Annotated in this window: 17 protein-coding genes and 2 tRNA genes; 9 read left to right on the forward strand and 10 right to left on the reverse strand. The window is 33.8% G+C overall.

Features of this window, described 5'->3' with window-relative positions; translation table 11 throughout:
• Window positions 1–29: 29 nt before the first annotated feature.
• From porV to WHC90_RS11490, 6 genes are all read left to right on the forward strand, one after another.
• Window positions 30–1145, forward strand: a complete 1116-nt coding sequence (porV, locus tag WHC90_RS11465) for a type IX secretion system outer membrane channel protein PorV (protein WP_188599227.1) — start codon at window positions 30–32, stop codon at window positions 1143–1145.
• A gap of 30 nt (window positions 1146–1175) precedes the next feature.
• Window positions 1176–1658 carry a cytidine deaminase gene (gene cdd, locus WHC90_RS11470; RefSeq protein WP_188599226.1) on the forward strand — a complete coding sequence of 161 codons (483 nt, stop codon included), beginning with the start codon at window positions 1176–1178 and terminating at the stop codon, window positions 1656–1658.
• A 1-nt stretch (window position 1659) separates the two neighbouring features.
• On the forward strand, window positions 1660–2040 hold the full coding sequence (locus tag WHC90_RS11475) for a group III truncated hemoglobin (protein ID WP_188599225.1): 381 nt from the start codon (window positions 1660–1662) through the stop codon (window positions 2038–2040).
• A gap of 147 nt (window positions 2041–2187) precedes the next feature.
• Complete coding sequence (locus WHC90_RS11480) at window positions 2188–3252, forward strand: 3-oxoacyl-ACP synthase III family protein (RefSeq protein ID WP_188599224.1); 1065 nt, start codon at window positions 2188–2190, stop codon at window positions 3250–3252.
• Window positions 3253–3330: 78 nt separating this feature from the next.
• Window positions 3331–4866 carry a glutamine-hydrolyzing GMP synthase gene (guaA, locus tag WHC90_RS11485; protein WP_188599223.1) on the forward strand — a complete coding sequence of 512 codons (1536 nt, stop codon included), beginning with the start codon at window positions 3331–3333 and terminating at the stop codon, window positions 4864–4866.
• A gap of 92 nt (window positions 4867–4958) precedes the next feature.
• Window positions 4959–6599 carry a LysM peptidoglycan-binding domain-containing protein gene (locus WHC90_RS11490; protein WP_188599222.1) on the forward strand — a complete coding sequence of 547 codons (1641 nt, stop codon included), beginning with the start codon at window positions 4959–4961 and terminating at the stop codon, window positions 6597–6599.
• A gap of 78 nt (window positions 6600–6677) precedes the next feature.
• Here WHC90_RS11490 and WHC90_RS11495 read toward each other — a convergent pair whose 3' ends face one another.
• From WHC90_RS11495 to WHC90_RS11530, 8 genes are all read right to left on the reverse strand, one after another.
• Window positions 6678–7193 carry a DUF2892 domain-containing protein gene (locus WHC90_RS11495; protein WP_188599221.1) on the reverse strand — a complete coding sequence of 172 codons (516 nt, stop codon included), beginning with the start codon at window positions 7191–7193 and terminating at the stop codon, window positions 6678–6680.
• 104 nt (window positions 7194–7297) lie between these two features.
• Entirely contained in the window at window positions 7298–10423 is a 3126-nt protein-coding gene (gene ccsA / locus WHC90_RS11500; protein ID WP_188599220.1) for a cytochrome c biogenesis protein, read from the reverse strand.
• 75 nt (window positions 10424–10498) lie between these two features.
• Window positions 10499–12592 carry a methylmalonyl-CoA mutase gene (gene scpA / locus WHC90_RS11505; RefSeq protein ID WP_188599219.1) on the reverse strand — a complete coding sequence of 698 codons (2094 nt, stop codon included), beginning with the start codon at window positions 12590–12592 and terminating at the stop codon, window positions 10499–10501.
• Between the two features lie 12 nt (window positions 12593–12604).
• Window positions 12605–12928 carry a hypothetical protein gene (locus WHC90_RS11510; protein ID WP_188599218.1) on the reverse strand — a complete coding sequence of 108 codons (324 nt, stop codon included), beginning with the start codon at window positions 12926–12928 and terminating at the stop codon, window positions 12605–12607.
• The gene (locus tag WHC90_RS11515) at window positions 12921–14270 is read right to left on the reverse strand and encodes a methylmalonyl-CoA mutase subunit beta (protein ID WP_188599217.1); all 1350 of its coding nucleotides are present in this window, start codon (window positions 14268–14270) and stop codon (window positions 12921–12923) included. The genes WHC90_RS11510 and WHC90_RS11515 overlap by 8 nt, the downstream gene beginning before the upstream one ends.
• On the reverse strand, window positions 14270–14587 hold the full coding sequence (locus WHC90_RS11520) for an FtsB family cell division protein (protein WP_188599216.1): 318 nt from the start codon (window positions 14585–14587) through the stop codon (window positions 14270–14272). The genes WHC90_RS11515 and WHC90_RS11520 overlap by 1 nt, the downstream gene beginning before the upstream one ends.
• A gap of 211 nt (window positions 14588–14798) precedes the next feature.
• A complete protein-coding gene (gene udk, locus WHC90_RS11525; protein ID WP_188599215.1) occupies window positions 14799–15404 on the reverse strand; it encodes a uridine kinase in 606 nt (201 codons plus the stop codon).
• A 93-nt stretch (window positions 15405–15497) separates the two neighbouring features.
• Window positions 15498–15571 (reverse strand) — tRNA-Thr (locus WHC90_RS11530).
• 273 nt (window positions 15572–15844) lie between these two features.
• On the opposite strand from WHC90_RS11530, the gene WHC90_RS11535 reads away from it, so the two are divergent.
• Both WHC90_RS11535 and WHC90_RS11540 read left to right on the forward strand, forming a co-directional pair.
• The gene (locus WHC90_RS11535; protein WP_188599214.1) at window positions 15845–19459 is read left to right on the forward strand and encodes a PAS domain-containing hybrid sensor histidine kinase/response regulator; all 3615 of its coding nucleotides are present in this window, start codon (window positions 15845–15847) and stop codon (window positions 19457–19459) included.
• A gap of 48 nt (window positions 19460–19507) precedes the next feature.
• Window positions 19508–20248, forward strand: a complete 741-nt coding sequence (locus tag WHC90_RS11540; RefSeq protein ID WP_188599213.1) for a hypothetical protein — start codon at window positions 19508–19510, stop codon at window positions 20246–20248.
• Between the two features lie 45 nt (window positions 20249–20293).
• Here the strand turns inward: WHC90_RS11540 and WHC90_RS11545 are convergent, their stop codons facing one another.
• Window positions 20294–20740: a PaaI family thioesterase gene (locus tag WHC90_RS11545; RefSeq protein ID WP_188599212.1), complete on the reverse strand. Its 447-nt coding sequence runs from the start codon at window positions 20738–20740 to the stop codon at window positions 20294–20296.
• A 540-nt stretch (window positions 20741–21280) separates the two neighbouring features.
• Window positions 21281–21358 (reverse strand) — tRNA-Pro (locus WHC90_RS11550).
• 119 nt (window positions 21359–21477) lie between these two features.
• Between WHC90_RS11550 and WHC90_RS11555 the strand changes: the two genes are divergently transcribed.
• Complete coding sequence (locus WHC90_RS11555) at window positions 21478–22584, forward strand: PQQ-dependent sugar dehydrogenase (RefSeq protein WP_188599211.1); 1107 nt, start codon at window positions 21478–21480, stop codon at window positions 22582–22584.
• Window positions 22585–22607 lie beyond the last annotated feature (23 nt).

The following is a 22607-nucleotide window of genomic DNA, read 5'->3' on the forward strand; positions in this document are numbered from 1 at the left end:
ATTTGCAACACCATAAGAGACTATAAAACATGAAAATTAAAGGATTAATATTATTATTGATTATTGGAGTTCTAGCTCCGGTAAAAGCACAAACAACAGCCAATCCGATTACAACGGCAGCACCATTTTTATTAATCGTTCCAGATGCAAGAGCTGGAGGAATGGGAGATATAGGTGTAGCTACATCTTCAGATGCTTTTTCGTTATTTCACAATCCTTCTAAAATAGCTTTTAATACCAATCAAATTTCTATTGGAGCAAATTATACTCCTTGGTTGCGAAACTTAGTTGATGATATTTTTGTCGGGGGCGTGTCGTATGTAAATCGATTTAAAGAAAATGCAGCTTGGGGTGTTGATTTTAAATATTTTTCACTTGGAAAAATTGAGTTAACAGATAATCAAGGAAATCCTATCGGAACAGAGAATCCTAATGAGTTTGCTATTTCTGGAACCTATGCCTTAAAGTTAAGTGAGCACTTTTCTATGGGGGTTGGGTTACGTTATATCCACTCTAATTATAAACTTAGTGTACAAGACCCAGACAACAGTGCTGTAAATTCTTTTTCTGTAGATATTTCTGGGTTTTACCAATCATCAGAACACTATTTTTCGCAATTTGATGGTCGCTATCGTTTAGGTTTTGCTATTTCGAATATTGGACCAAAGGTTTCATATGTTGCAAATAAAGAAGATTTTATTCCTACTAATTTGAAACTAGGTGGAGGTTTTGATTTTATTTTTGATGATTTTAATACCGTTACCTTAAATTTAGAAACAACTAAATTATTAGTGCCAACTCCACAGCCAGACAATTCTGATAAAGATAAAGGATGGGCAGAAGGGATTTTTTCATCTTTCGGAGATGCACCTGATGGATTTAGTGAAGAGTTAAAAGAGTTTACGTACGCTTTTGGTGCAGAATACCTGTACAATAAAGCCTTTGCTTTGAGAACAGGTTATTATCATGAAAGTGAAGACAAAGGAAGTAGACAGTATTTTACCATGGGTGGAGGCTTTAAAGCGCGTTCATTCTCTTTAGATATGTCGTATTTAATTAATACCTCTAGCATTAACCATCCTTTAGAAAATACTTTGCGATTTTCACTCTCTTTTGATTTAGGAGATATTTACGAAGATTATTAGTACCTTCGTTTGTATAGAGATACTGTATAGATGAAGAAAATTGACCTTATTACCTCTGCCTCATTATATGAGAATTTTGATGAACTCTCAAAGGAGATTAAACACTTAATGCAGCAGGCGATTGCTGCAAGAGAAAAAGCTTATGCTCCCTATTCTAAGTTTTATGTAGGTGCAGCATTGCTATTAGAAAACGGTCAAATAATTACTGGAAACAATCAAGAAAGTGCAGCTTATCCATCTGGAATGTGTGCTGAGCGTGTTGCTATTTGGAAAGCAGGTTCAGATTTCCCTGGAGTTAAAGTGCTTAAACTGGCCATTTCTGCTAGTTCTAAAACACATTTGGTAGACAAGCCGATAGGTCCTTGTGGCGCTTGTAGACAAACCCTTTCAGAATATGAGATTAATCAAAAAGAGCCAATAGAAATTTACTTTATGGGAGAAGTTGGTAAGGTTGTTCAAACGGATTCTTTACTAGATTTATTGCCGTTCTCATTTGATAGTTCAAACCTTTAGAATGAAACCAGACATCACAACAAGAGAAGATATAAAACAAATTATTTCTCAGTTTTATGAAAAATTGTTAGCTGATGAACAGATGTATCCTTTTTTTGATGAGATTGTAGTATCTAATCACCTAGAAAAACACTTAGAAATTATTACTGACTTTTGGGAAGATTTATTGTTGGACACTAGATCTTATAGTAATAATGTATTGCAAAAACATATAGATGTTCACCAAAAACTACCTTTTAAGAAAGAGCATTTTGATTTGTGGTTAGGCTATTTGCTAGCAACTATAAATGACTCTTTTGAAGGACTTAAAGCTGATCAGATGATCGCTAGAGCTCGATCAATTGCTACCGTCATGCAAGTTAAATTTAATCTGTATCAATAAGCAAAAAAGTAACTGAAAAATTTCAAATCCTCAAAAAAGTAGGGCTTAAATTTTCAATTCTTCAAAAAATTAAAAATAGCCTCTTAAAATTACTTTTTAAAAGCATAAAATGTGTTATTTTGTGTAGAAATCAAAGTTAAAATAAAAATGCAAAACACGATTATTACAGGTACAGGTTGTTATGTCCCAACAATTGTTCAAAAGAATGACCAGTTTTTGAAGCATCGTTTTTTAAATGAAGATGGAACTCCTTTTGAAGCTTCAAATGAAGAAATTATTCAAAAATTTCAAAATATAACAGGTATTGATGAGCGTAGGTATGTTGATACTAAATACGCTACATCAGATATTGCTTTTTTTGCAGCTCAAAAAGCCATAGAAAAATCAGGGGTCAATCCAGAAGAATTGGATTATATTATTTTAGCACACAACTTTGGTGATGTTCAAAGCGCTGCCATTCAGAGTGATATTTTACCTTGTATTGCTACAAGAGTAAAACACCAATTAAAAATAAAAAACCCTAATTGTGTAGCCTATGATATCTTGTTTGGTTGTCCAGGTTGGATAGAAGGTGTTATTCAAGCCCATGCTTTTATCAAAGCGGGTATGGCTAAAAAAGTATTGGTGATTGGAGCAGAAACGCTATCTAGGGTTGTAGATCAGCACGATAGAGATACTATGATTTTTAGTGATGGGGCTGGTGCTTCTGTAGTAGAAGCTTCAGAGGGTTCTACTGCCGGAATTTTAAGTCATTCTACTCAAACTTTTTCTAAAGACGAAGCTTATTATTTATCTTTTGGTAAATCATTTGATAAAAAAGAAGATTCAGATGTGCGCTATATTAAAATGAATGGTCGAAAAATTTATGAATTTGCCTTGGTAAATGTCCCGCTTGCGATGAAGGCGGCATTGGATAAAAGTGGTGTTTCTATAAATGATATTAAAAAAATATTTATCCATCAGGCCAATGAAAAAATGGATGAAGCCATTGTGAAACGTTTTTATCGACTCTTTAAAATGGGAGTTCCAGAGGGAATTATGCCTATGAACATACAAAAATTCGGTAATAGTTCTGTGGCTACTGTCCCAACTTTATTAGATTTAGTGCTTCAAGGGAAGATTGAAAATCACCGTGTTAATAAAGGAGATATCGTCCTTTTTGCATCTGTGGGAGCCGGTATGAATATCAATGCTATTGTCTATAAATTTTAGTTCATTATTTTTTAGGTTTCATTGAAAAAAAATGATTTTAGATATAAAAAATTCTAAAATCTTATAGTATTTTTGTGCATGCAAAAAGACAACGTACTTATATTAGATTTTGGATCGCAATACACACAGCTGATTGCGAGAAGAGTTAGAGAGTTAAACATTTATTGTGAAATTCACCCTTTTAACAATCCTCCAAAGAACCTAGAAACTTTTAAAGCGGTAATTTTATCAGGAAGCCCTTATTCTGTAAGGTCTGAGAACCCACCGCATCCAGATTTATCTTTAATTAGAGGGCATAAACCTATGTTGGCAGTCTGTTATGGCGCTCAATATCTTGCTCATTTTTCTGGTGGTTTGGTTGGTCAATCTAATACAAGAGAATACGGAAGAGCTAATCTGTCTTATGTTAAAGAAGAAGAGCCATTTTTTGCAAATATTCAAATGGGTAGTCAAGTATGGATGAGTCACTCAGATACAATTAAAGAATTGCCTACCAATGGTGTTCGCTTGGCCAGTACTCACGATGTAGAAAATGCAGCATATAAAATAGAGGGAGAGCAAACCTATGCAATTCAATTTCACCCAGAAGTGTATCACTCTACGGATGGAAAACAGCTTTTAGAAAACTTTTTAGTTCATATTGCTGGCGTAGCTCAAACTTGGACAGCTAATTCATTTGTAGAAAGTACGGTTGCTGACATTCAAGAAAAAGTAGGTACAGATAAAGTAGTCTTAGGCTTGTCTGGTGGTGTTGATTCTACCGTAGCTGCAGTTTTGTTGCACAAAGCAATAGGATCTAATTTGCATTGTATTTTTGTAAATAATGGGTTGCTGAGAAAAAATGAGTTTACCGAAGTTTTAAAGCAATATGAGGGCATGGGCTTAAATGTTAAGGGAGTGGATGCTTCTTCTCATTTTATGACTGCTTTGGCCGGACTTTCTGATCCAGAAGCAAAAAGAAAAGCCATAGGAAATGCTTTTATTGAAGTTTTTGATAAAGAGGCAAATCAAATTGAAGACGCCAAATGGTTAGCACAAGGAACCATTTATCCAGATGTTATCGAGTCTGTTTCTGTAAACGGAGGACCATCAGCAACCATTAAGAGTCATCACAATGTTGGAGGTTTGCCAGACTTTATGAAACTAAAAATTGTAGAGCCTCTAAGAATGATCTTTAAAGATGAGGTTAGAAGAGTTGGTGCTTCTATGGGAATAGATAAAGAATTATTAGGAAGACACCCTTTCCCTGGGCCAGGTTTGGCTATTCGTATTTTAGGAGATATCACTCCTGAGAAAGTAAGTATCTTGCAAGAAGTCGATGCTATTTTTATAAACGGCTTAAAAAATAGTGGTTTGTATAATAAGGTTTGGCAAGCAGGAGCAATCTTGTTGCCTGTAAACTCTGTAGGAGTTATGGGAGATGAAAGAACCTATGAAAAAGTAGTTGCTTTACGAGCTGTAGAAAGCACAGATGGGATGACTGCTGACTGGGTGAATTTACCGTACGAGTTTTTACAAAAAACCTCTAATGACATTATAAATAAAGTAAAAGGAGTAAACAGAGTTGTTTATGATATTAGTTCAAAACCTCCAGCGACAATTGAGTGGGAATAATACACTAATTTGATAATTATACGTTTTAGTATAGAGTCCCTGTTTTTAATATTCTAAATTTAGTAGTATCTTTTATGATTAAAATATCTCGAATGAAACATTTAAAAATCGTTGTCACACTTTTTGTTTTAAGTTTTGCTGTTTCTTGTGGTCAGCAAAAAAAATACATCACTTATAAAGTGCAAGAAGGTGAGACTCTTACTAGTATTGCTGGTAAGTTAGATATGACTACTAAAGATTTGTTGCGTTTAAATCCAAATATCGGATCAGAGTTAACTGCTGATACTGAGATTTTTATTCCAAATAAGAAAGGTATTTTACGCTCAGATCCTAAAGAATCTGTATTGGTTACCAATCCTACAGTAAAAAAAGATTCAATTATTGATCAACTTGACCCAACAGAAGATCTTAGTGAGATTTATGTAATGCACAAAGTAGCAAAAGGAGATACTTTTTATAGTTTAACCCGTTATTACAATGTTTTACAAAGCGATTTGCTAGTTTTAAATCCAGCCTTAAAAGACGGTTTAAAATTAGGTACTACTATTAAGATTAAAGAGCGAGTTGCTGGTGAGAAAATACAAGAGATATACAAAGATACCATTGCGCTTTCTGAAGAGCTTAAAGTGGCTTTATTATTGCCTTTTAGAGCAGAGGTTTTTGATACCTTAAGCGCTACAGATATTTTTAAAGACCGTTTGGCAAATATTATCACTGATTTTTATTTAGGTGCAGAAATTGCCATTGATTCATTGCAAAAACAAGGTGTAATGGCTAAGATGCAGGTATTTGATACAGGAGATAGAAACACCAAGATCAATACCTTACTCAATGAGAGAAGTCTTAAAGAAATGGACGTAATTATTGGTCCATTATATTCTGATGAGTTAGAGAGGGTAGCTGGAGCTGTTAATGCACCAGTTGTGTATCCAGTATTTTCTGGAAGTCAATCTTCTTTCTCCAAATCAAAGATTGTAAAGACAGCGCCAGATAAGAATTTGTACACGGAAAAATTATTATCTCATATGATAAAAAATTACCGTAATGAAAACATCATTATTGTTGGAGATTCTACAGCAACTTCTATGATTAAAGTTAAACAGCTTTCAACGTTTTTAAAGCAGCATGATTCTATTGATGTTGTGCATGAAATAGTTCCTCATAATGGATATATTGCTCAAGAGCGACTTTTAAAGGTTATGAAGGTTGATACCACTCATATAGAGAATTGGGTTTTGATTGCTAGTCAAAATAAAGTGATTGCATCTGATGTGGTTAATAGTTTGATTAGTTTCCCTGAGCCAGAAAAAGCAAAAGATGGAGAGGAGCAGGCTCCAAAAATAAATTATGCTGTAAAGGCTTTTAGTTTTGAAAATGGGAGCTTATTTTCTATGGTTAATCACAATAAGTTAGCACATATAGGTTTTACCTATGTTTCAGATCGGTTTATGGATGAGTCTGCGATAAGAGCAAGGGTGTTTAACAAGCAATACTTAAAAAAGAACAAAGCCTTGCCTTCTGATGATGCTATTAGAGGTTTTGATGTAACTTATGATGTTGTGATGCGTATGGCATCAGGAGATCAACTTAACAGTACTTATAAAAAAGGGATTTCATATCGTTTACAGGCCAAGTTTGATTTTCATAAACGAATGTTTGGTCTGACAGAAAATAGAGGTTTGTACTTACTAGAATATCAACCAGACTTAAGTGTTATTCGATTGGATGATTAAGGGTTAAGTTAATTTTGAATATAAAAAAACCGATGCAAGCGCATCGGTTTTTTTAGTTTTAAGAAACAGAAAAAGAGCTTAGATCTTTTTCATCTGCTGTTTCATCATTTTTATTTGCTCATTTAGCATGCCATTTTTGTCTAGTTTTTTAGCTTCATTCATTAGCATGGTTGCTTCGCGTTTTCTTCTTTTAGTCATTGCGATACCTGCCAATTGCAATTTTGCCATTGCTAAATCATGTCCCATAGATAAGCCTAAAGAAACAGCTTTCTTTAAGTATTTTTCTGCTTGAGAAATATTGGTTTGAGAAAGCATAATTCCGTGTAGAAAATTATAATATCCTTCTTGTTTTCTAGTCAGTGCTGCACTTGGATTTTTAATATAGGATAACCATTTTTGAGCTCCTGGAAAGTTTTGTTTACGAAGTTGTAAAAACGCTAATAATATAAACTCGTTTTTAAAGTATAATAAGATAAAAATTCCCGCCAACAATAAAATTGAAATTCCGTTCATAATATGAACTTGAGAAAATTCATATACAGACCAGGCTGTGATAAGTGCTGCAATGATTAATTTAAAATTTTTATGAAACATAGATCTGTTTTTTTATTTAAGGAAAGCAAAAATACAGCTTTCTTTTTGAAATTTAGATTCCTCTTTTAAGTGATTTTAAGTTTGTGTCTTTTTGAGAAAATGATTTATTTTTTATAATATTTTTTGTGTTTACGCCAAGCAAAGATTCCTAAAACAGTAACAAAAGCAACGGAATAATATACTGAAGTTGGTGTGATTACTTTGTCACCACTTGCGTATGAATGTAAGCCTGATAAATAGAAATTTACTCCAAAATAAGTCATCATAATAGATGAATACGTGATAATAGACCAAAGGTTAAAGGTAAATTTACTTCTCAAACCTGGAATCAAACGCATATGCAAAATAAACGCATATAGCATAATAGAGATTAAGGCCCAAGTCTCTTTTGGATCCCAGCCCCAATATCTACCCCAGCTTTCATTGGCCCACATACCTCCTAGGAAATTCCCTACAGTTAGCATGATTAAACCAATTGTAACAGACATCTCATTAATAATGGTTATCTCTTTGATAGCCAAGTCTAATTTTTTCTTGTTTTTCTCGTTGGTAAATGCCATTAAAAACAAAGCGAATATTCCTAAGATCATAGCTAGTGAGAATGGGCCATAACTAGCAACTATAATTGAAACGTGTATCAGTAACCAATAAGAGTTTAATACAGGTTGGAGATTCGCAATTTCTGGATCCAACCAGTTTTGATGGGCAAAGAATAGAATAACTGAAGTTAAAAATGTTGTTGCGGCCAATGTCAACGTTGATTTTCTTCCAAAAACAAGTCCAAACAACATGGTAGCCCATGCAACATAAATAATGGACTCGTAGGCATTACTCCAAGGTGCATTTCCGCTAATATACCAGCGAGCTCCTAGGCCTAATGTATGGAATACAAACAAAATAACAATGATTCCAACAAGCCCTTTTACCAAATAGTTTAGCCATTTTTTATCAGTAAAGATTTGAGCAATTACAACAAATATTAAGAGTCCACCTGCAAAACCAAAGTACTTAGCTAATCTATTAAAAATACTAAATTTATTATAGGCAATCTCTAATTGTATTCTGTCTTGACTAGGGATTACTTCTGCACCAAATTTTCGTTGAAAGTTTTTGATTCCTTCCAAGACTTTTTCTGCCTGAGTATAGTCATTGGTTTCTTTTGCTTGTTGTAGCATCTGAATATAAACAGGAACTACCTGTCGTACAAAAACAGAATCAGTACCGCTAAAGTTTGCATGTAGGGTTTCTGGTTGAGAGACCCATTTGTTATTTTCATCATTCGGGATAGGGAATATTTTAAAAATATCTCTATACAAAGCTCTATAGACTAAATCAACACGAGAGTTAATATGCTCTAAATCTTTTTCAAACTTATTCTTAACATTCTTTTTTATTGCCTCATCAACTTGCGCTCTAATTTTATATTCACCTTGAGGTGTTAAAAAATCAGTTAAGCTTGCGTGGGTAGCTTCTTTTGGAAGTCCAAGTAGTTCTCTTATTTCTGTGTTTCCTTCTTCTAAGTAGATCATTGGAACAACTTCCCAAAATCTTGGGTTTTCTTTGATCGAAAGAAACACCTGACTAGGAGTCATTCCTTTAAAAGTTTCTTGATGAGTTACTTTTCTAACTAATTCTGAAGCAAAGGTGTGAGCTGGTTTCATTCTACCCCCAGCATCTTGAATGATCAAGCTATTAAATGATTCGGCATGTTTTTTATCAACAATATTTGCGTTTAAAATAGAATCAATTTGCTGTTCACTTATCAATCGTTGTTGGTGCTGTTGAGCAGATGCGGATGATACAGAAATAAATAGTAGTAAGAATATGCTTAATGCTGCTTTTTTCTGTTTGATTTTTTTTAAGCCCTTTTTTAAATCATCAAAACGAGTGTTTTTTGCAAATAAAATACTAATCAGTCCAAAATACAACATAGAATAGCCAACATAGGTTAAAAATGTACCCCAAAAATCATGGTTTACAGAGAGGTGAGTTTCTTCTACTTCTTTGCTGATGTCATAACTCGACTGAAAGAATTTATATCCTTTGTGATCTAAAATATGGTTCATGTAAATACGGTAATCAAAAGTTTCATCAGGGTCAATAACTGTAATTTCACTAGCATAAGATGCAGCGCTTTCTGATCCTGGGTATTTTTCTAGCTGAAAATCATTTAGCTTAATTTTAAAAGGAGTCTCTAGTGTTTTAGAACCATATAACATTCTAAAATTAAGATTGTCTACAGTAAGTTGCTCTGAGTTTAAGGAGTTGTATTTTCCTCCAGTTAATTGAATTCGCTCTGTTTTGTTGTTGGTAGTAACGTCTAAAACGATGACGTCTAATTTTTGATCATCTTTTTCACCACGTACTGTTTTCATAATCCCTTTTTCAGCAGGTTTTGGAATTACAAATTGTAAACCACCGATGTTGTGAAGTGTTAAGTATTGAAAGTTTTGAATAGAATCTTTGTTGATAACACCGCGTTTTTGATCTGCCATTCGAAACCAATCTCCAGTTTCAGTAGCGGTCATTTTTAAAGAACCGTCTTTGTTTGAAAAGTTTACGGTTGCATCACCTGGGGCATCAAAACCTACTAATATATTGTGGATGTTTTCTATAGTTCCTTTTTTAATATAATGTTCATGTCTAGAACCACTACTAGACTCAACAAAAAATAAATATTCATCTCCATTAGGATCTTCTACTAATTTTTGCTCGGCCCATGGAATATAATCTACCAGTTTAATATCTATGTCCTGATTCATAAATCGAGTGGAAAATCCCCAGTTATTAGTTCCCCAAGCAGACAAAAGAATAGGCTGGTGAACTGTCGGTTTTTGTTGATTGCCATCATCAATGATTACATTAAGGTAAGTGGTCTCTGATAAGAATTTATCAGTTGTTTCACCTTCTTTGATAATCATTATCCCTTCGTAACCCACATATCTGGTTACTCCTGCACCGATTAAAATAAACAAAAAGGCAGCGTGAAATAAAAGTACTGGCCATTTTTCTTTTTTGTGTAATCGATATCTAAAAATGTTTCCAAAAAAATTGATTACAAAAAAAATCATGATAGCCTCAAACCACCATGTGTTGTAAACTAAGGCTTTTGAAGTCTGGGTACCGAAGTCATTTTCTATAAAAGTTGCAATTCCCATTGATGCAGCAAAGGCAAAAAATAAGAATGCCATTAAACGGGTCGAGTAAAGGATACTGAATAATTTTTTCATCTGTAAAAATCTAACATAAAAGTTCACAAATTTACGGATAAATAAAGGAAAACAAGAACGATTTTAGGCGATTTTTTACTCGTTTACACTCTCAATTAGAATGTTTAATAAGTCAATTGCAGCTTGAGCTATTTTTGTGCCTGGTCCAAAAACTCCTACGGCTCCTGCATCAAATAAAAACTGATAATCTTGAGCAGGAATCACACCTCCAACGATGACCATAATATCGTCTCTGCCATATTCTTTTAGCCCAGCGATAACCTGTGGGACTAATGTTTTATGCCCAGCAGCTAAGGATGATATCCCTAAAATGTGTACATCGTTTTCTACAGCTTGTTTTACAGCTTCTTTTGGTGTTTGGAATAAAGGTCCAATATCAACATCAAAGCCTAAATCTGCGTAACCAGTGGCTACAACTTTTGCACCTCTATCGTGCCCATCTTGGCCTAGTTTGGCAATCATGATTCTTGGGCGTCTACCTTCGAGTTTTGCAAACGTATTCGCCAAGTCCATCGCTTTTTTAAACAAAGCATCGTCTTTAATTTCTTTACTATACACGCCAGAGATGGTTTTATGAACGGCCTTATGACGACCAAAAACTTCTTCTAAAGCATCTGAAATTTCACCCAAAGTGGCTCTTTTTCTTGCTGCTTCAACAGCCAATGCTAATAAGTTTTTGTCTGCAGGAGTATTTGAACCCTTTGCATTTAAACTTTGTTTAGCGGCTTCAGTCAAAGCTACTAAAGATTTTTGAGCTTCTTCTGTATTTCTTTTAGATTTTAAAGCTTGTAATCTTTCAATTTGGGATTTGCGGACAGCCTCATTGTCAACTTCTAAAATGTGTAAGGGGTCTTCCTTTTTTAATTGATATTTATTAACCCCAACAATTACATCTTGACCACTATCTATTTTGGCTTGTTTTTTTGCTGCGGCTTCTTCAATTCTCATTTTTGGAATTCCTTTTTCGATGGCTTTTGTCATTCCACCAAGCACTTCGACTTCTTCTATCAGCTTCCAAGCAGCATTGGCAATGTCCTCAGTTAGTTTTTCAATTTGATAGCTTCCTGCCCAAGGGTCGACTGTTTTCGTAATGTTGGTTTCATCTTGAAGGTAAATTTGAGTATTCCTTGCTATTCTAGCCGAGAAATCTGTAGGCAGCGCAATGGCTTCATCCAAGGCATTTGTGTGCAGACTCTGAGTACCTCCAAAAGCAGCAGCCATGGCTTCAATGGTGGTTCTAGCTACATTGTTAAAAGGGTCCTGCTCTGTTAAACTCCAACCACTTGTTTGGCAATGGGTCCTTAGTGCTAGTGATTTTTCGTTTTTAGGATTAAACTGCTTTACTATTTTAGCCCAAAGCATTCGTGCAGCTCTCATTTTTGCAATTTCTCTAAAATGATCCATACCAATGGCCCAGAAGAAAGACAAACGCGGAGCGAAACTGTCTATATCCATACCTGCTTCTATTCCTTTTCTTAGGTATTCCAATCCATCAGCCAAGGTATAAGCTAATTCTATCTCTGCTGTGGCACCAGCTTCTTGCATGTGATATCCAGAAATAGATATTGAATTAAATTTAGACATATAATTGCTGGTGTACTCAAAGATATCAGCAATAATTTTCATAGAAGGGCTTGGTGGGTAGATATAGGTGTTTCTCACCATAAACTCTTTTAGAATGTCATTCTGAATGGTTCCCGTTAGTTGATTAGGTTTAACTCCTTGTTCTTCTGCAGCAACAATATAAAATGCTAAGATGGGTAAAACAGCACCATTCATCGTCATCGAAACTGACATTTGATCTAGCGGAATCTGATCAAATAAAATTTTCATGTCTTCTACAGAATCTATGGCAACCCCTGCTTTACCAACGTCTCCTTGAACTCTATCGTGATCAGAATCATAACCTCTGTGTGTAGCCAAATCAAAAGCAACCGACAAGCCTTTTTGCCCAGCAGCAAGATTTCTACGGTAAAAAGCATTGCTTTCTTCGGCAGTTGAAAATCCTGCATATTGTCTAATTGTCCAGGGTCTTCTTACATACATTGTGCTGTATGGTCCACGTAAAAAAGGAGCAATTCCGGCAACAAAACCTTCATGATTAAAAGATATATCGTTGCGTTTAGTACTTGTTCTTAGCTTTATGTTTTGGATGTTTTTTCTACTCATGGTGTAAAATGGTTACTCATTAAGTTTCATAATGTTGTATAGCTTGTTTCCAATTTTTTTTACTTCTGAAGACATTCTTCTCAGTTTAATAAATGAAAACACAAGGTAAAATATAATGATGATGCTCGTAGAAATTAAAACAACATAAACCATCTTAGTGCTACTGCCAAACAGATGATAAGTCTTTTCTTCTAATAAATACAGGAGTGCAGACACGCATAAAACAATACCAATAACCGTAATAGGTATTTTTTTTCTACGACGTGCAACGCTTTTTATTAATTGCTTTTGTGCAAGTTGCAATTGAACGACATCAATGGATTCTTCTTTATTCATTGTCCAATCTGTTTTTTTCGTAAGTTTCTGCCAATCTTTTAGCAATAATTGGAGCAATCAGTGTTTTTTTATGTGCAGTTTTAACAAAAGGATATAAGGCTAAGTCCTGCTTCATTAAATCAGTTTTGTTTTCTTGTTTGTTGCTTCCAATTAAAACCAAACTACCATTGTTAAATCGATCTTGTTCTTTTAAAGCACTTTCTTCAATCTTACGTTGAATGGTACCTTGTTTTAATTGCCTTAAAAAGCCACCTCCTGTTTCTATGGTTTTAAAAATAGCCAAGGCTTTTTCTGCTAGTTGAACACTTAAACTTTCTATATAATAAGCACCATCAGCTATTGTATTGGCATTTGTTAACTGACATTCTTTTTGTAAAATTAACAGTTGATTTCTAGCAATACGCTCTCCAAACTCATTTGATTTGTGAAAAAGCAGATCATAAGGCGTATTCAGTACTGTGTTTGCTCCACCTAAAATGGCGCTCATGCACTCTGATGTAGTCCTTAGCATATTAACATTATAATCATAAATAGTTTTGTTGCGTAGGCTAGGTTGGCAGCTAATATGGGCTTCAGTTTGTTCAGCCTCGTGCTCATTTAATAAAGCAGACCAAAGCATTCTAAAAGCTCTTAATTTTGCGATTTCAAAAAAGTAATTTCCACCAACAGAAAATTTGAAATGAAATTGCGCTGCTGATGTTGCACCAAAATAATTTAAGTATTCATTAGCGTGAGCTAAAGCATAAGCCAATTCTTGACTACTAGTTGCTCCTGCATTCTGGTATGTACCAGCATTGATACAAATACTATTACTCTTGTTTTGTACAATGCTTTCTAGGGCTGAATGATCATTGTTTAGAGAATCAAACCAATTACCGCTGGCTGCGAGTTTTGCAATAATATCGATGTCAAAATAACAGTGTTTAGAATTACAAAAATTAGCAAGACTGTTTACAAAGCTAGCATCTAACCAATCTAAACGAAAATAAAGTGTTGTTTTTTGAAGATCTATTCCTAGTAAAAGTGTTTTTGGATCAAAAACCTTTGAAGCCTTAAATTCAATAGAATTGGCGCCTCTGTTTAAGGCATCTACCGCAAGTTGATTGGCTATTTTTTCATTGTCGACATAAATTGATTGACAGATATTAGCATCAAAAGGAGTCATAGGAAACTCAGCATTAGTGCGGTCCTCTTTGGTGTAGAATGGTTTAACCGTGATGCCTTCATCTGTTTTCCAAAGCAAACTTTCGTTATAATCATCACCTTTAAGATCTACTTGTATTTTTTGTTTCCAAGCAGCTGCTGATGTGGCTTCAAATTGTTCAAATAAATTAGTGCTCATTATTTTTCAAGGGTATCAAATTCGATGATAAAAATATCTTCGTTTTTTTTCTTCATTAAATATTGTTCTCTAGCAAATTTTTCCAGCTGTAAAGAATCTTGTAAATCTCTAATAATCAGTTGGTCTTCTTTGATTTTTGATTTGTAGAAATTTATTGCTTCTTCTAATTCATTTACTTCTTTGTTAAACTCTCTGTGAACAAGGTATGAATTTTCATCAAAAAAGAGCATCCATACTATAAAAGCAGTTAAAATCAACACGTACTTATTGGTGGTGATTTTTACAATTCGATGTTCTTTTAGTTGTTTGAAATTCATTGATGTTTTTAAAAATAAACCAAGATTTAGATAACAAAAGTATGTTGTCAGCTATTTTGTATATCAGTTGCTTTAGATTAAAAAAAACTAAAGTACTTTATAAAATCAAAAATACTAAATTTAAGTGAACAAGGATTTAACTTTGTTCTTAATATTTGGACTTTTTACTTTGCAGTCTGTCTCCAAAAAATTAAAAAAAAGGAAAGGTTATTTACAGGCGATTGCTAATAACTGTTCTAACAATGTCAACAGCGACTGTATTGTAACGATCATTTGGAATGATAATGTCGGCGAAATTTTTGGTAGGTTCTATAAATTGTTGATGCATAGGTTTAAGGGTGGTCTGGTAGCGAGTTAATACTTCTTCAATATCTCTACCACGTTCATTGATATCTCTTTTAATTCTTCGAATCAAACGCTCATCTGCATCAGCATGCACAAATACCTTAATGTCACATAAATCTCTAATACGTTCACTGTTAAAGATTAAAATCCCTTCTAAAATCAATACTTTTCTGGGGTGGGTTTTAATAATGTCTTTTGTTCTGTTATGGGTGACAAAAGAATAGACAGGTTGATCAACAATCTCTCCAGCCTTTAAAGCAGTTAAGTGCGCGACCATTAAATCAAAATCAATAGCTCTAGGGTGATCAAAGTTAATTTTTGTTCGATCCTCATAACTCAAATTATCTGTTGCATTGTAATAAGAATCTTGACGAATTACGCAAACTTCATCAGTGGGTAATTCTTGCACAATTTGATTGACAACTGTGGTTTTTCCACTTCCAGTTCCTCCTGCAATTCCAATTATAAGCATCCTTTTTCTTGTTGGTTTAATTTTTGTCTCTGTAACAAATTTAAGTGAAATAAGCACATAAAAAAAGTCCTATCAAAAGAAAGGACTTTAAAGAGCCGATGAAGGGACTCGAACCCCCGACCTGCTGATTACAAATCAGCTGCTCTAGCCAGCTGAGCTACATCGGCTTTTGCTTGTTTTTAAGCGATGCAAATATACTATCATTTAAAAAACGACCAAATGTTTTTTGACTTTTTTTAAAGTTTTTTTTTGGTGTAAAATCTTTGCTTATTGGGAACAGTTTTTTTGCTCAATATCCATTATGAACCATTAAGTTTAAAAAAAAAGATTAATTAAAATAGGTGCTATTTAGTTAAATTTTCTAAATTGTAAACAAAGCTTAATCTTTTGTTTTTAAAAGGTAAATTTAAATAGTACTATTATAAATCTCAATTTTGTTTATGAAAAAGTTAATCGACTTAAAAGAAGAGTTTTATGCCTTGTTTCAAGATCATCCATATTTACATGAATGGTTAACAAATGATGTCTTGTACGGTGTATGGTATTGTAATTTAGAAAATTTGAATGAGTTTTTTATAAATGATTCATTTAAAAAAACATTAAAATTTTCTATTTCCATAGATCAAGACTCCACAGAAATGTTAGCGAAAAGCTTAATATTAAAAGAAAAGAAAAAAATAGATAAGCAATTTGAATCTTGCCAAAAAGGTCTTGCTGAAGATTTTGATATCCTATTGCAATTCAAAGATTCTCAAAACGGAATAAAGCCCCTAAGAGCTGTTGGAAAAGTTATTCTTGATCAATCAGGAAAGAAGAAAGGAGTTGTTGTAAAGTTTTTAAAACCTAAAGAAGTCAGTGATGGTAATAATGATTTGATAGAGAAAGTCCATGCTTTACAAAAACTGCAATCTATTTATGATGAAACTAATGAAATTGCAAGAGTAGGAGGCTGGGAAGTTGATTTAATTACTGGTTCGGTTACCTGGACAAAAGTAACAAAGGATATTCATGAAGTTGATAAAGAATATGAACCTGACGTTTCTACAGGTGTTAATTTTTATAAGGAGGGATATTATCGAGATTTGATATCAAAACTTGTAAATGAAGCGATAGAAAATGGGGCTTCTTTTGATACAGAGTTAAAAATTATTACTGCCAAAGGAAATGAAATTTGGGTTCGGTCTTTTGGTAAACCTGAATTTGAAAACGGAAAATGCATCAGAATATATGGGGCCTTTCAAGACATAAATGACAAAAAGAAGCGTGAGCTTGAAATGAAAGAAACCAATGAGCGTTTCGAAAAGATATTTACAAATTCATCTCTTGGAATTCTTCTTGTAAATTCTGATAATGAGATTTTAATGGTCAATGATGTCGTTCAGAAAATATTTGGTTTTAAACAATCGAAGAAAGACACAGTGTTAAAACTAATCCTTAAAGACTTGTTGCATCCTGATTATATTGATCAAGCTCGATTGAATAGAAAAAAACTTCTTGCAGGGAAAATTAATAGTTATAAGACAGAAGCTAAGTATTTTTCGGAAAGCGGAGAAATAATATGGTGTGCAACAAATACCTCTATGGTTAGAGGGCATGGCAATACTGATGATCTTATCATAATTCAGGTAGAAGATATTACCAACAGAAAAGAATTAGAACAGCTAGCCGTTGAAAATTCAAATAAGTTTATAAATGCATTTGAGTATTCTCCAAACGGGATGGGTGTTGTTTCTATAAGTGGACAATGGTTAATGATAAACAAAAACTTATCGCAGATTATTGGATACAGTAAAGAAGAGTTGTTGCAGCTTAGAGCTAAGGAAATCACTCATAAAGACGATATGTATAATGATACTGAATATTTGCGTGAGTTGATAAATCAAAAACGCGAATCTTACAGTGTTAAAAAGAGATACATTCATAAAAATGGTAAAATTGTACACTGTTTTTTAAACGTATCATTAATCACAGATAAATATAATAAGCCTGTTTCTGTAATTGGTCAAGTTGTGGATATGACAGAAAGTATAAAGTCAGAAAAAAAATTAAAAAAGACTCTAAATGATCTGCAAAGTCTTCTCGACGCGACTACACATGTTTCTATCATAGAAACTGATTTAAAAGGAATAGCACGTAAATTTAATAAGGGAGCAGAAAATTTACTAGGTTATAATTCTGATGACGTTGTCGGTTCTTTAAGTATTGGTGTCTTACATGATCCTGTAGAAGTTACCCTTAGAGGTGTTGAATTGTCAAAAGAATATAATCAAGAAATTAAAGGTTTTGATGTTTTTACCTATAAAGCAAACTTAGGAGAATATGATTCAAGTGAATGGACCTATATTAGAAAAAATGGAGAGCGATTTCCAGTTCAGCTTGTGGTAACGGCAATCAAAAATTCTGAAGGGAAAACTACTGGTTATTTAGGGGTTGCAACAGATATATCAAAATTAAAGGAAATGGAAACTTCTTTGGTGAAGTCTAAACTTAAAGCAGAAACAGCGAACAAATCAAAATCAGAATTCTTGGCTAATATGAGTCATGAGATAAGAACGCCATTAAATGGTGTGATTGGTTTTACTGATCTACTGATGAGAACCCAACTTTCTGATATTCAAAAACAATACATGCACACTGTTTATAATTCGGCCAATGTTTTATTGGATTTATTAAATGATGTACTTGATTTTTCAAAAATTGAAGCAGGGAAATTAGAAATTAGTAAAGATCGAACTGACCTTATTCAACTTTGTGGGCAAACGATTGATATTATCAGGCATCAAGCACATGAAAAAGGATTGGAAGTACTGTTAAATATACCACCAAAAACGAATAGATTTATACAGGCAGATGCTGTTCGTTTGCGTCAAATACTAACCAATCTACTAGGGAATGCTGTAAAATTTACTGAAGTAGGAGAAATAGAATTAAAGATAACAGCACAGAAAAATCCAAAAAAAGAAAAGGAAATGCTTTATGAGTTTTCTATTAGGGATACAGGTGTAGGTATAGCGCCTAAGAATTTGAAGAAAATTTTTTCTGCATTTGACCAAGAAGATGCATCTACAACTAGAAAATATGGAGGGACAGGTTTAGGTTTAACGATTAGTAATAAGCTACTTCATTTAATGGATAGCCAACTTTTGGTTGAGAGTAAACTGGGGCAAGGTAGTACTTTTTCTTTCGTAGTGAGTTTTGAAATAGAGGACCAGGAAAAACATCTTATAGCCAAGCAAAAAAGTGTTAAAAAGGTTTTAGTAGTTGATGATAACTCTAATAATAGAAGCATTTTAGAAAATATGTTGGCGGTGGATAAAATTGAAACAACATTAGTGGCCAACGGAATTGATGCGATTGAAGTCTTAGAAAAAGGAAATCCCTTTGATTTGGCTATTATAGATTACCATATGCCTTATTTAAATGGCCTTGATTTAATAAGGCACCTTAGAGAAAAAATGTCCATTTCTGGACAAGAGCTGCCTATTATCTTATTGCATAGCTCTGGTGATGATAAAAAAATACATAGAGAATGTAAGAATCTTGATGTAAAATTTAGTGTGGTCAAACCAATCCAGATGAATCATTTGTTTGAGTTGATTGGGAATATTGAAGATCCGTTACCTGAGATTAAAAATGAGAAACCCGTTGAAGAAAGTGTTGATTTAACTCAATTGACCTTTAATATATTGGTTGCAGAGGATAATCCAGTTAATAAGTTTCTATCGAAGACTATCATACAGAAAATCCTACCTAAGGCAAAAATTCATGAAGCTGATGATGGTCTTGAAGCTGTTAGGCTCTATCAAATAAAAGAAATTGATCTTATTTTTATGGATATCCAAATGCCAAATATGAGTGGTTTTGAAGCCACTGAAAAGATTAGGTCTTTAGAGAAGAGCGGAGAGCATTTGCCTATTATTGCGCTAACAGCAAGAACAGTTAAGGGAGAGAAAGAACGCTGTATAGAAAATGGGATGGATGATTATATTACCAAACCTGTGGTATTAGACCGAATGAAAAAAGCCATTATAGAATTTTTGGTTACAAAAAAATAATTTTGATCACATAAGCTATAAAAATACTAGCCAAAAATTAAAAAGTAAATGAGCCAAGAGTTTGAGTCTATAGAGGAAATAAAAATTTTGTTAGTTGAAAACACTGAAGAGCATACCCGTAAATTCCTTGAGTTAGCGAAAGTTAACGGATGGACAGTTTATACCCAGCAAGGGAGTATGGATGCAATCCGTTGGTTAAAGAATAATGCTGCCCCAGACTTAATGATCATAGATCAAAATGCATCGCCTTTAGATGGGTTTCAAACAACAGATTATATACAATCTGAACTTAAAATAAACGTACCTACGCTGATTTCTAATTATAATAATTCACAAATGTCGGATGATGATACCTTACTTGATTTTATAAACAAGCCTTTTTCAGAGCTCTCCCTTAAAATAATTAAGGCTAAACTGATAAGAAAACAACCTTTAATAAAGTTAGTTGATAAAGCGTATTCATTAAATTATTTAAGGAGTTTGTCTGATGGTAATGAAGAATTTGTATTAACCTCATTAAATTTGTTTAGAGATTCTGTAGCTGTTAAACTGATAGAGATAAAAACAGCATTATTCAATGAAGAATACAAGAGTGTTCGAGATTTAGCACATAATATTAAGCCTTCCTTCGGAACTTTAGAGAGTACTCACGGAAGAGATCTCTGTAATCAACTTGTTTACAAAGCTACAGAAAAAGATATCTCGGGGTTGGTAGAGCAATTAGATCAATTATATAATACCATTAATATACAACTCAAAAAAGACATTCCTAGCTATACTCAGGTTTAAAAGAATATGCAAATTTATCTTATTTAGTAGGTTGTGGAGATGTTTTTATAATTGCAAATCAATTTTAAAATTACTTTTTGCAAGGTTTGATGTAGCTGTAGCGAGTAACTTACCTGATATATTGTAAACTTCAGCTCTCATATTAATAATGGTCTTTCCCTGTTTCATTACTTGTGTTTTTACACGTACTTCTTCTCCTTCTTTTGCTGGATTAAAAAAATCAACTTGAAGGTTAATGCTAGGGTAAAAATACTCCAAGCCAAGTGTAAAGAAAGTAACTCCCATACAATCATCAATCATTCCTGAGATTACACCTCCATGAAGCATCCCTACAGGGTTTGTCATGTCTTTTCTAACTACAAAAGAAAACTCTAAAGAATTTTTTTTTACAGCAATTACTTTTCCATTTAGCCAATGAGCAAAAGGAGAAGGGCTTTTTGTAAAGTGCTTTCCGATAAAACTTTCAACAAATTTATAACGTGAGTTTTCCATAAATTATAATCTAATATACTTACAAAGGTAGAGAACTTAAGAGGTTTTTACGAAGTAAGGGATTCTAATTTTCAGTATTCTTCGCTTCGCTCAATATTCTGAAGTGATGTTACCTTTTCAGAATTCTTCGCTTCGCTCATCATTCTGAAGCGGGGTATTGAATTACTCGCTTTGCTTGTAATTCTCCTTTTCAGAGGCTTTCGCTTTGCTCAATATTCTGAAGTGATGTTACCTTTTTAGAATTCTTCGCTTTGCTCAATATCCTGAAGCAGGTTTCAGGATTACTCGCTTCGCTCGTGATCTATGTTTTGTTCCAAAATCTTTAGGATTACTCGCTTCGCTTGTAATCTATGTTTTGTTCCAAAATCTTTAGGATTACTCGCTTCGCTCGTGATCCTGAAGGGGGTTCGTTGCTCATTAAAAGCCAAATTGCTAGCGCAATTTGGTGGCTTTTTTATTTGCCCATTGGTTTTGAAGCTTTGCTTCAACCTTGGGCAAATAAAAAAGCCAAAAAATCAAAATTGATTTTTTGGCTTTTAATGGTCGGGGTGGCAGGATTCGAACCTGCGACCTCCTCGTCCCAAACGAGGCGCGATGACCGGGCTACGCTACACCCCGATAAGGTGTTTATTATAATGAAAGTTGCTTAAAAGAAAGAAACAAACATCCCCAAATATTTGGGATTGCAAACATACTATAATATTTCTATATTGTAAAAAGATTTTAAGCAATAAATTATGAAAAATACGATTCGAATTTTTGTGCTAGTTACACTGGGTATTGTTCTGTTAAGTTTTTTACCAAAGCAATCTAAAACTTCTGTAAAAGAGTATGAGTTAGTTGTACCTGACTTAACCATACCATGGGGTTTTGTTTTTTTGCCTGATAATAGCATGCTAATAACAGAAAAATCAGGAAAATTGATTCATTTTAAAAATGGAAAGAAGCAATTAATTTCTGGCCTTCCAAAAATAACAGTGCAAGGTCAAGGAGGTTTGTTAGGGATAACCTTACATCCTGAGTATAATAAAAATGGATGGATTTATTTTACCTATGCTTCTTCAACTGGGGTGGGAGATGGCGCTAATACAACCTTAATGAGAGCTAGAATGAGCAATCAAAAACTGATTAATCAAGAAGTGCTTTATAAGGCTAGCCCAAATAGTAGAAGGGGGCAGCACTTTGGATCACGTATTGCATTTGATACCAAAGGATACTTGTATTTTAGTATTGGTGATAGAGGTGATAGAGATGTGAATCCACAGGATATTACCAAAGACGGAGGGAAAATTTATCGCTTGCATGACGATGGGAAAATTCCTGCTGATAATCCTTTTGTCAATGAAAAAAATGCCAAAACGGCCATCTATAGCTTTGGACATAGAAATCCTCAAGGCATGGCTCTTAACCCTTTTACAGGAGAACTCTGGACTCATGAGCACGGGCCTCAAGGTGGCGATGAGATTAACATTATTAAAAAAGGAAAAAACTACGGTTGGCCAAAAATAAGTTATGGAATCAACTATAGTGGAACAAAGTTTACAGATCATACTTCTTTGCCAGGAATGGAGCAACCCTTGTACCAATGGACACCTTCTATAGCACCGAGCGGAATGGCATTTGTTACCAGTGATCTTTATCCTAAACTAAAAGGAAATGTATTAGTGGGGTCTTTAAAATTTCGATATTTAACTAACTGCACCTTAAAGAATGGTAAAGTAATAAAAGAAGAAAAATTATTAGAAGGTTTGGGTAGAGTTCGATCTGTTGTTCAGGGGAATGACGGATATCTCTATGTAGGCATTGAGCAACTTGGAATTGTTAAGTTGTTACCTCAAAAATAATACACCATACATTTAGCACAAAA

It is taken from the genome of Polaribacter pacificus, from assembly GCF_038024035.1.
GTDB classification, from domain to species: Bacteria; Bacteroidota; Bacteroidia; order Flavobacteriales; family Flavobacteriaceae; genus Polaribacter; species Polaribacter pacificus.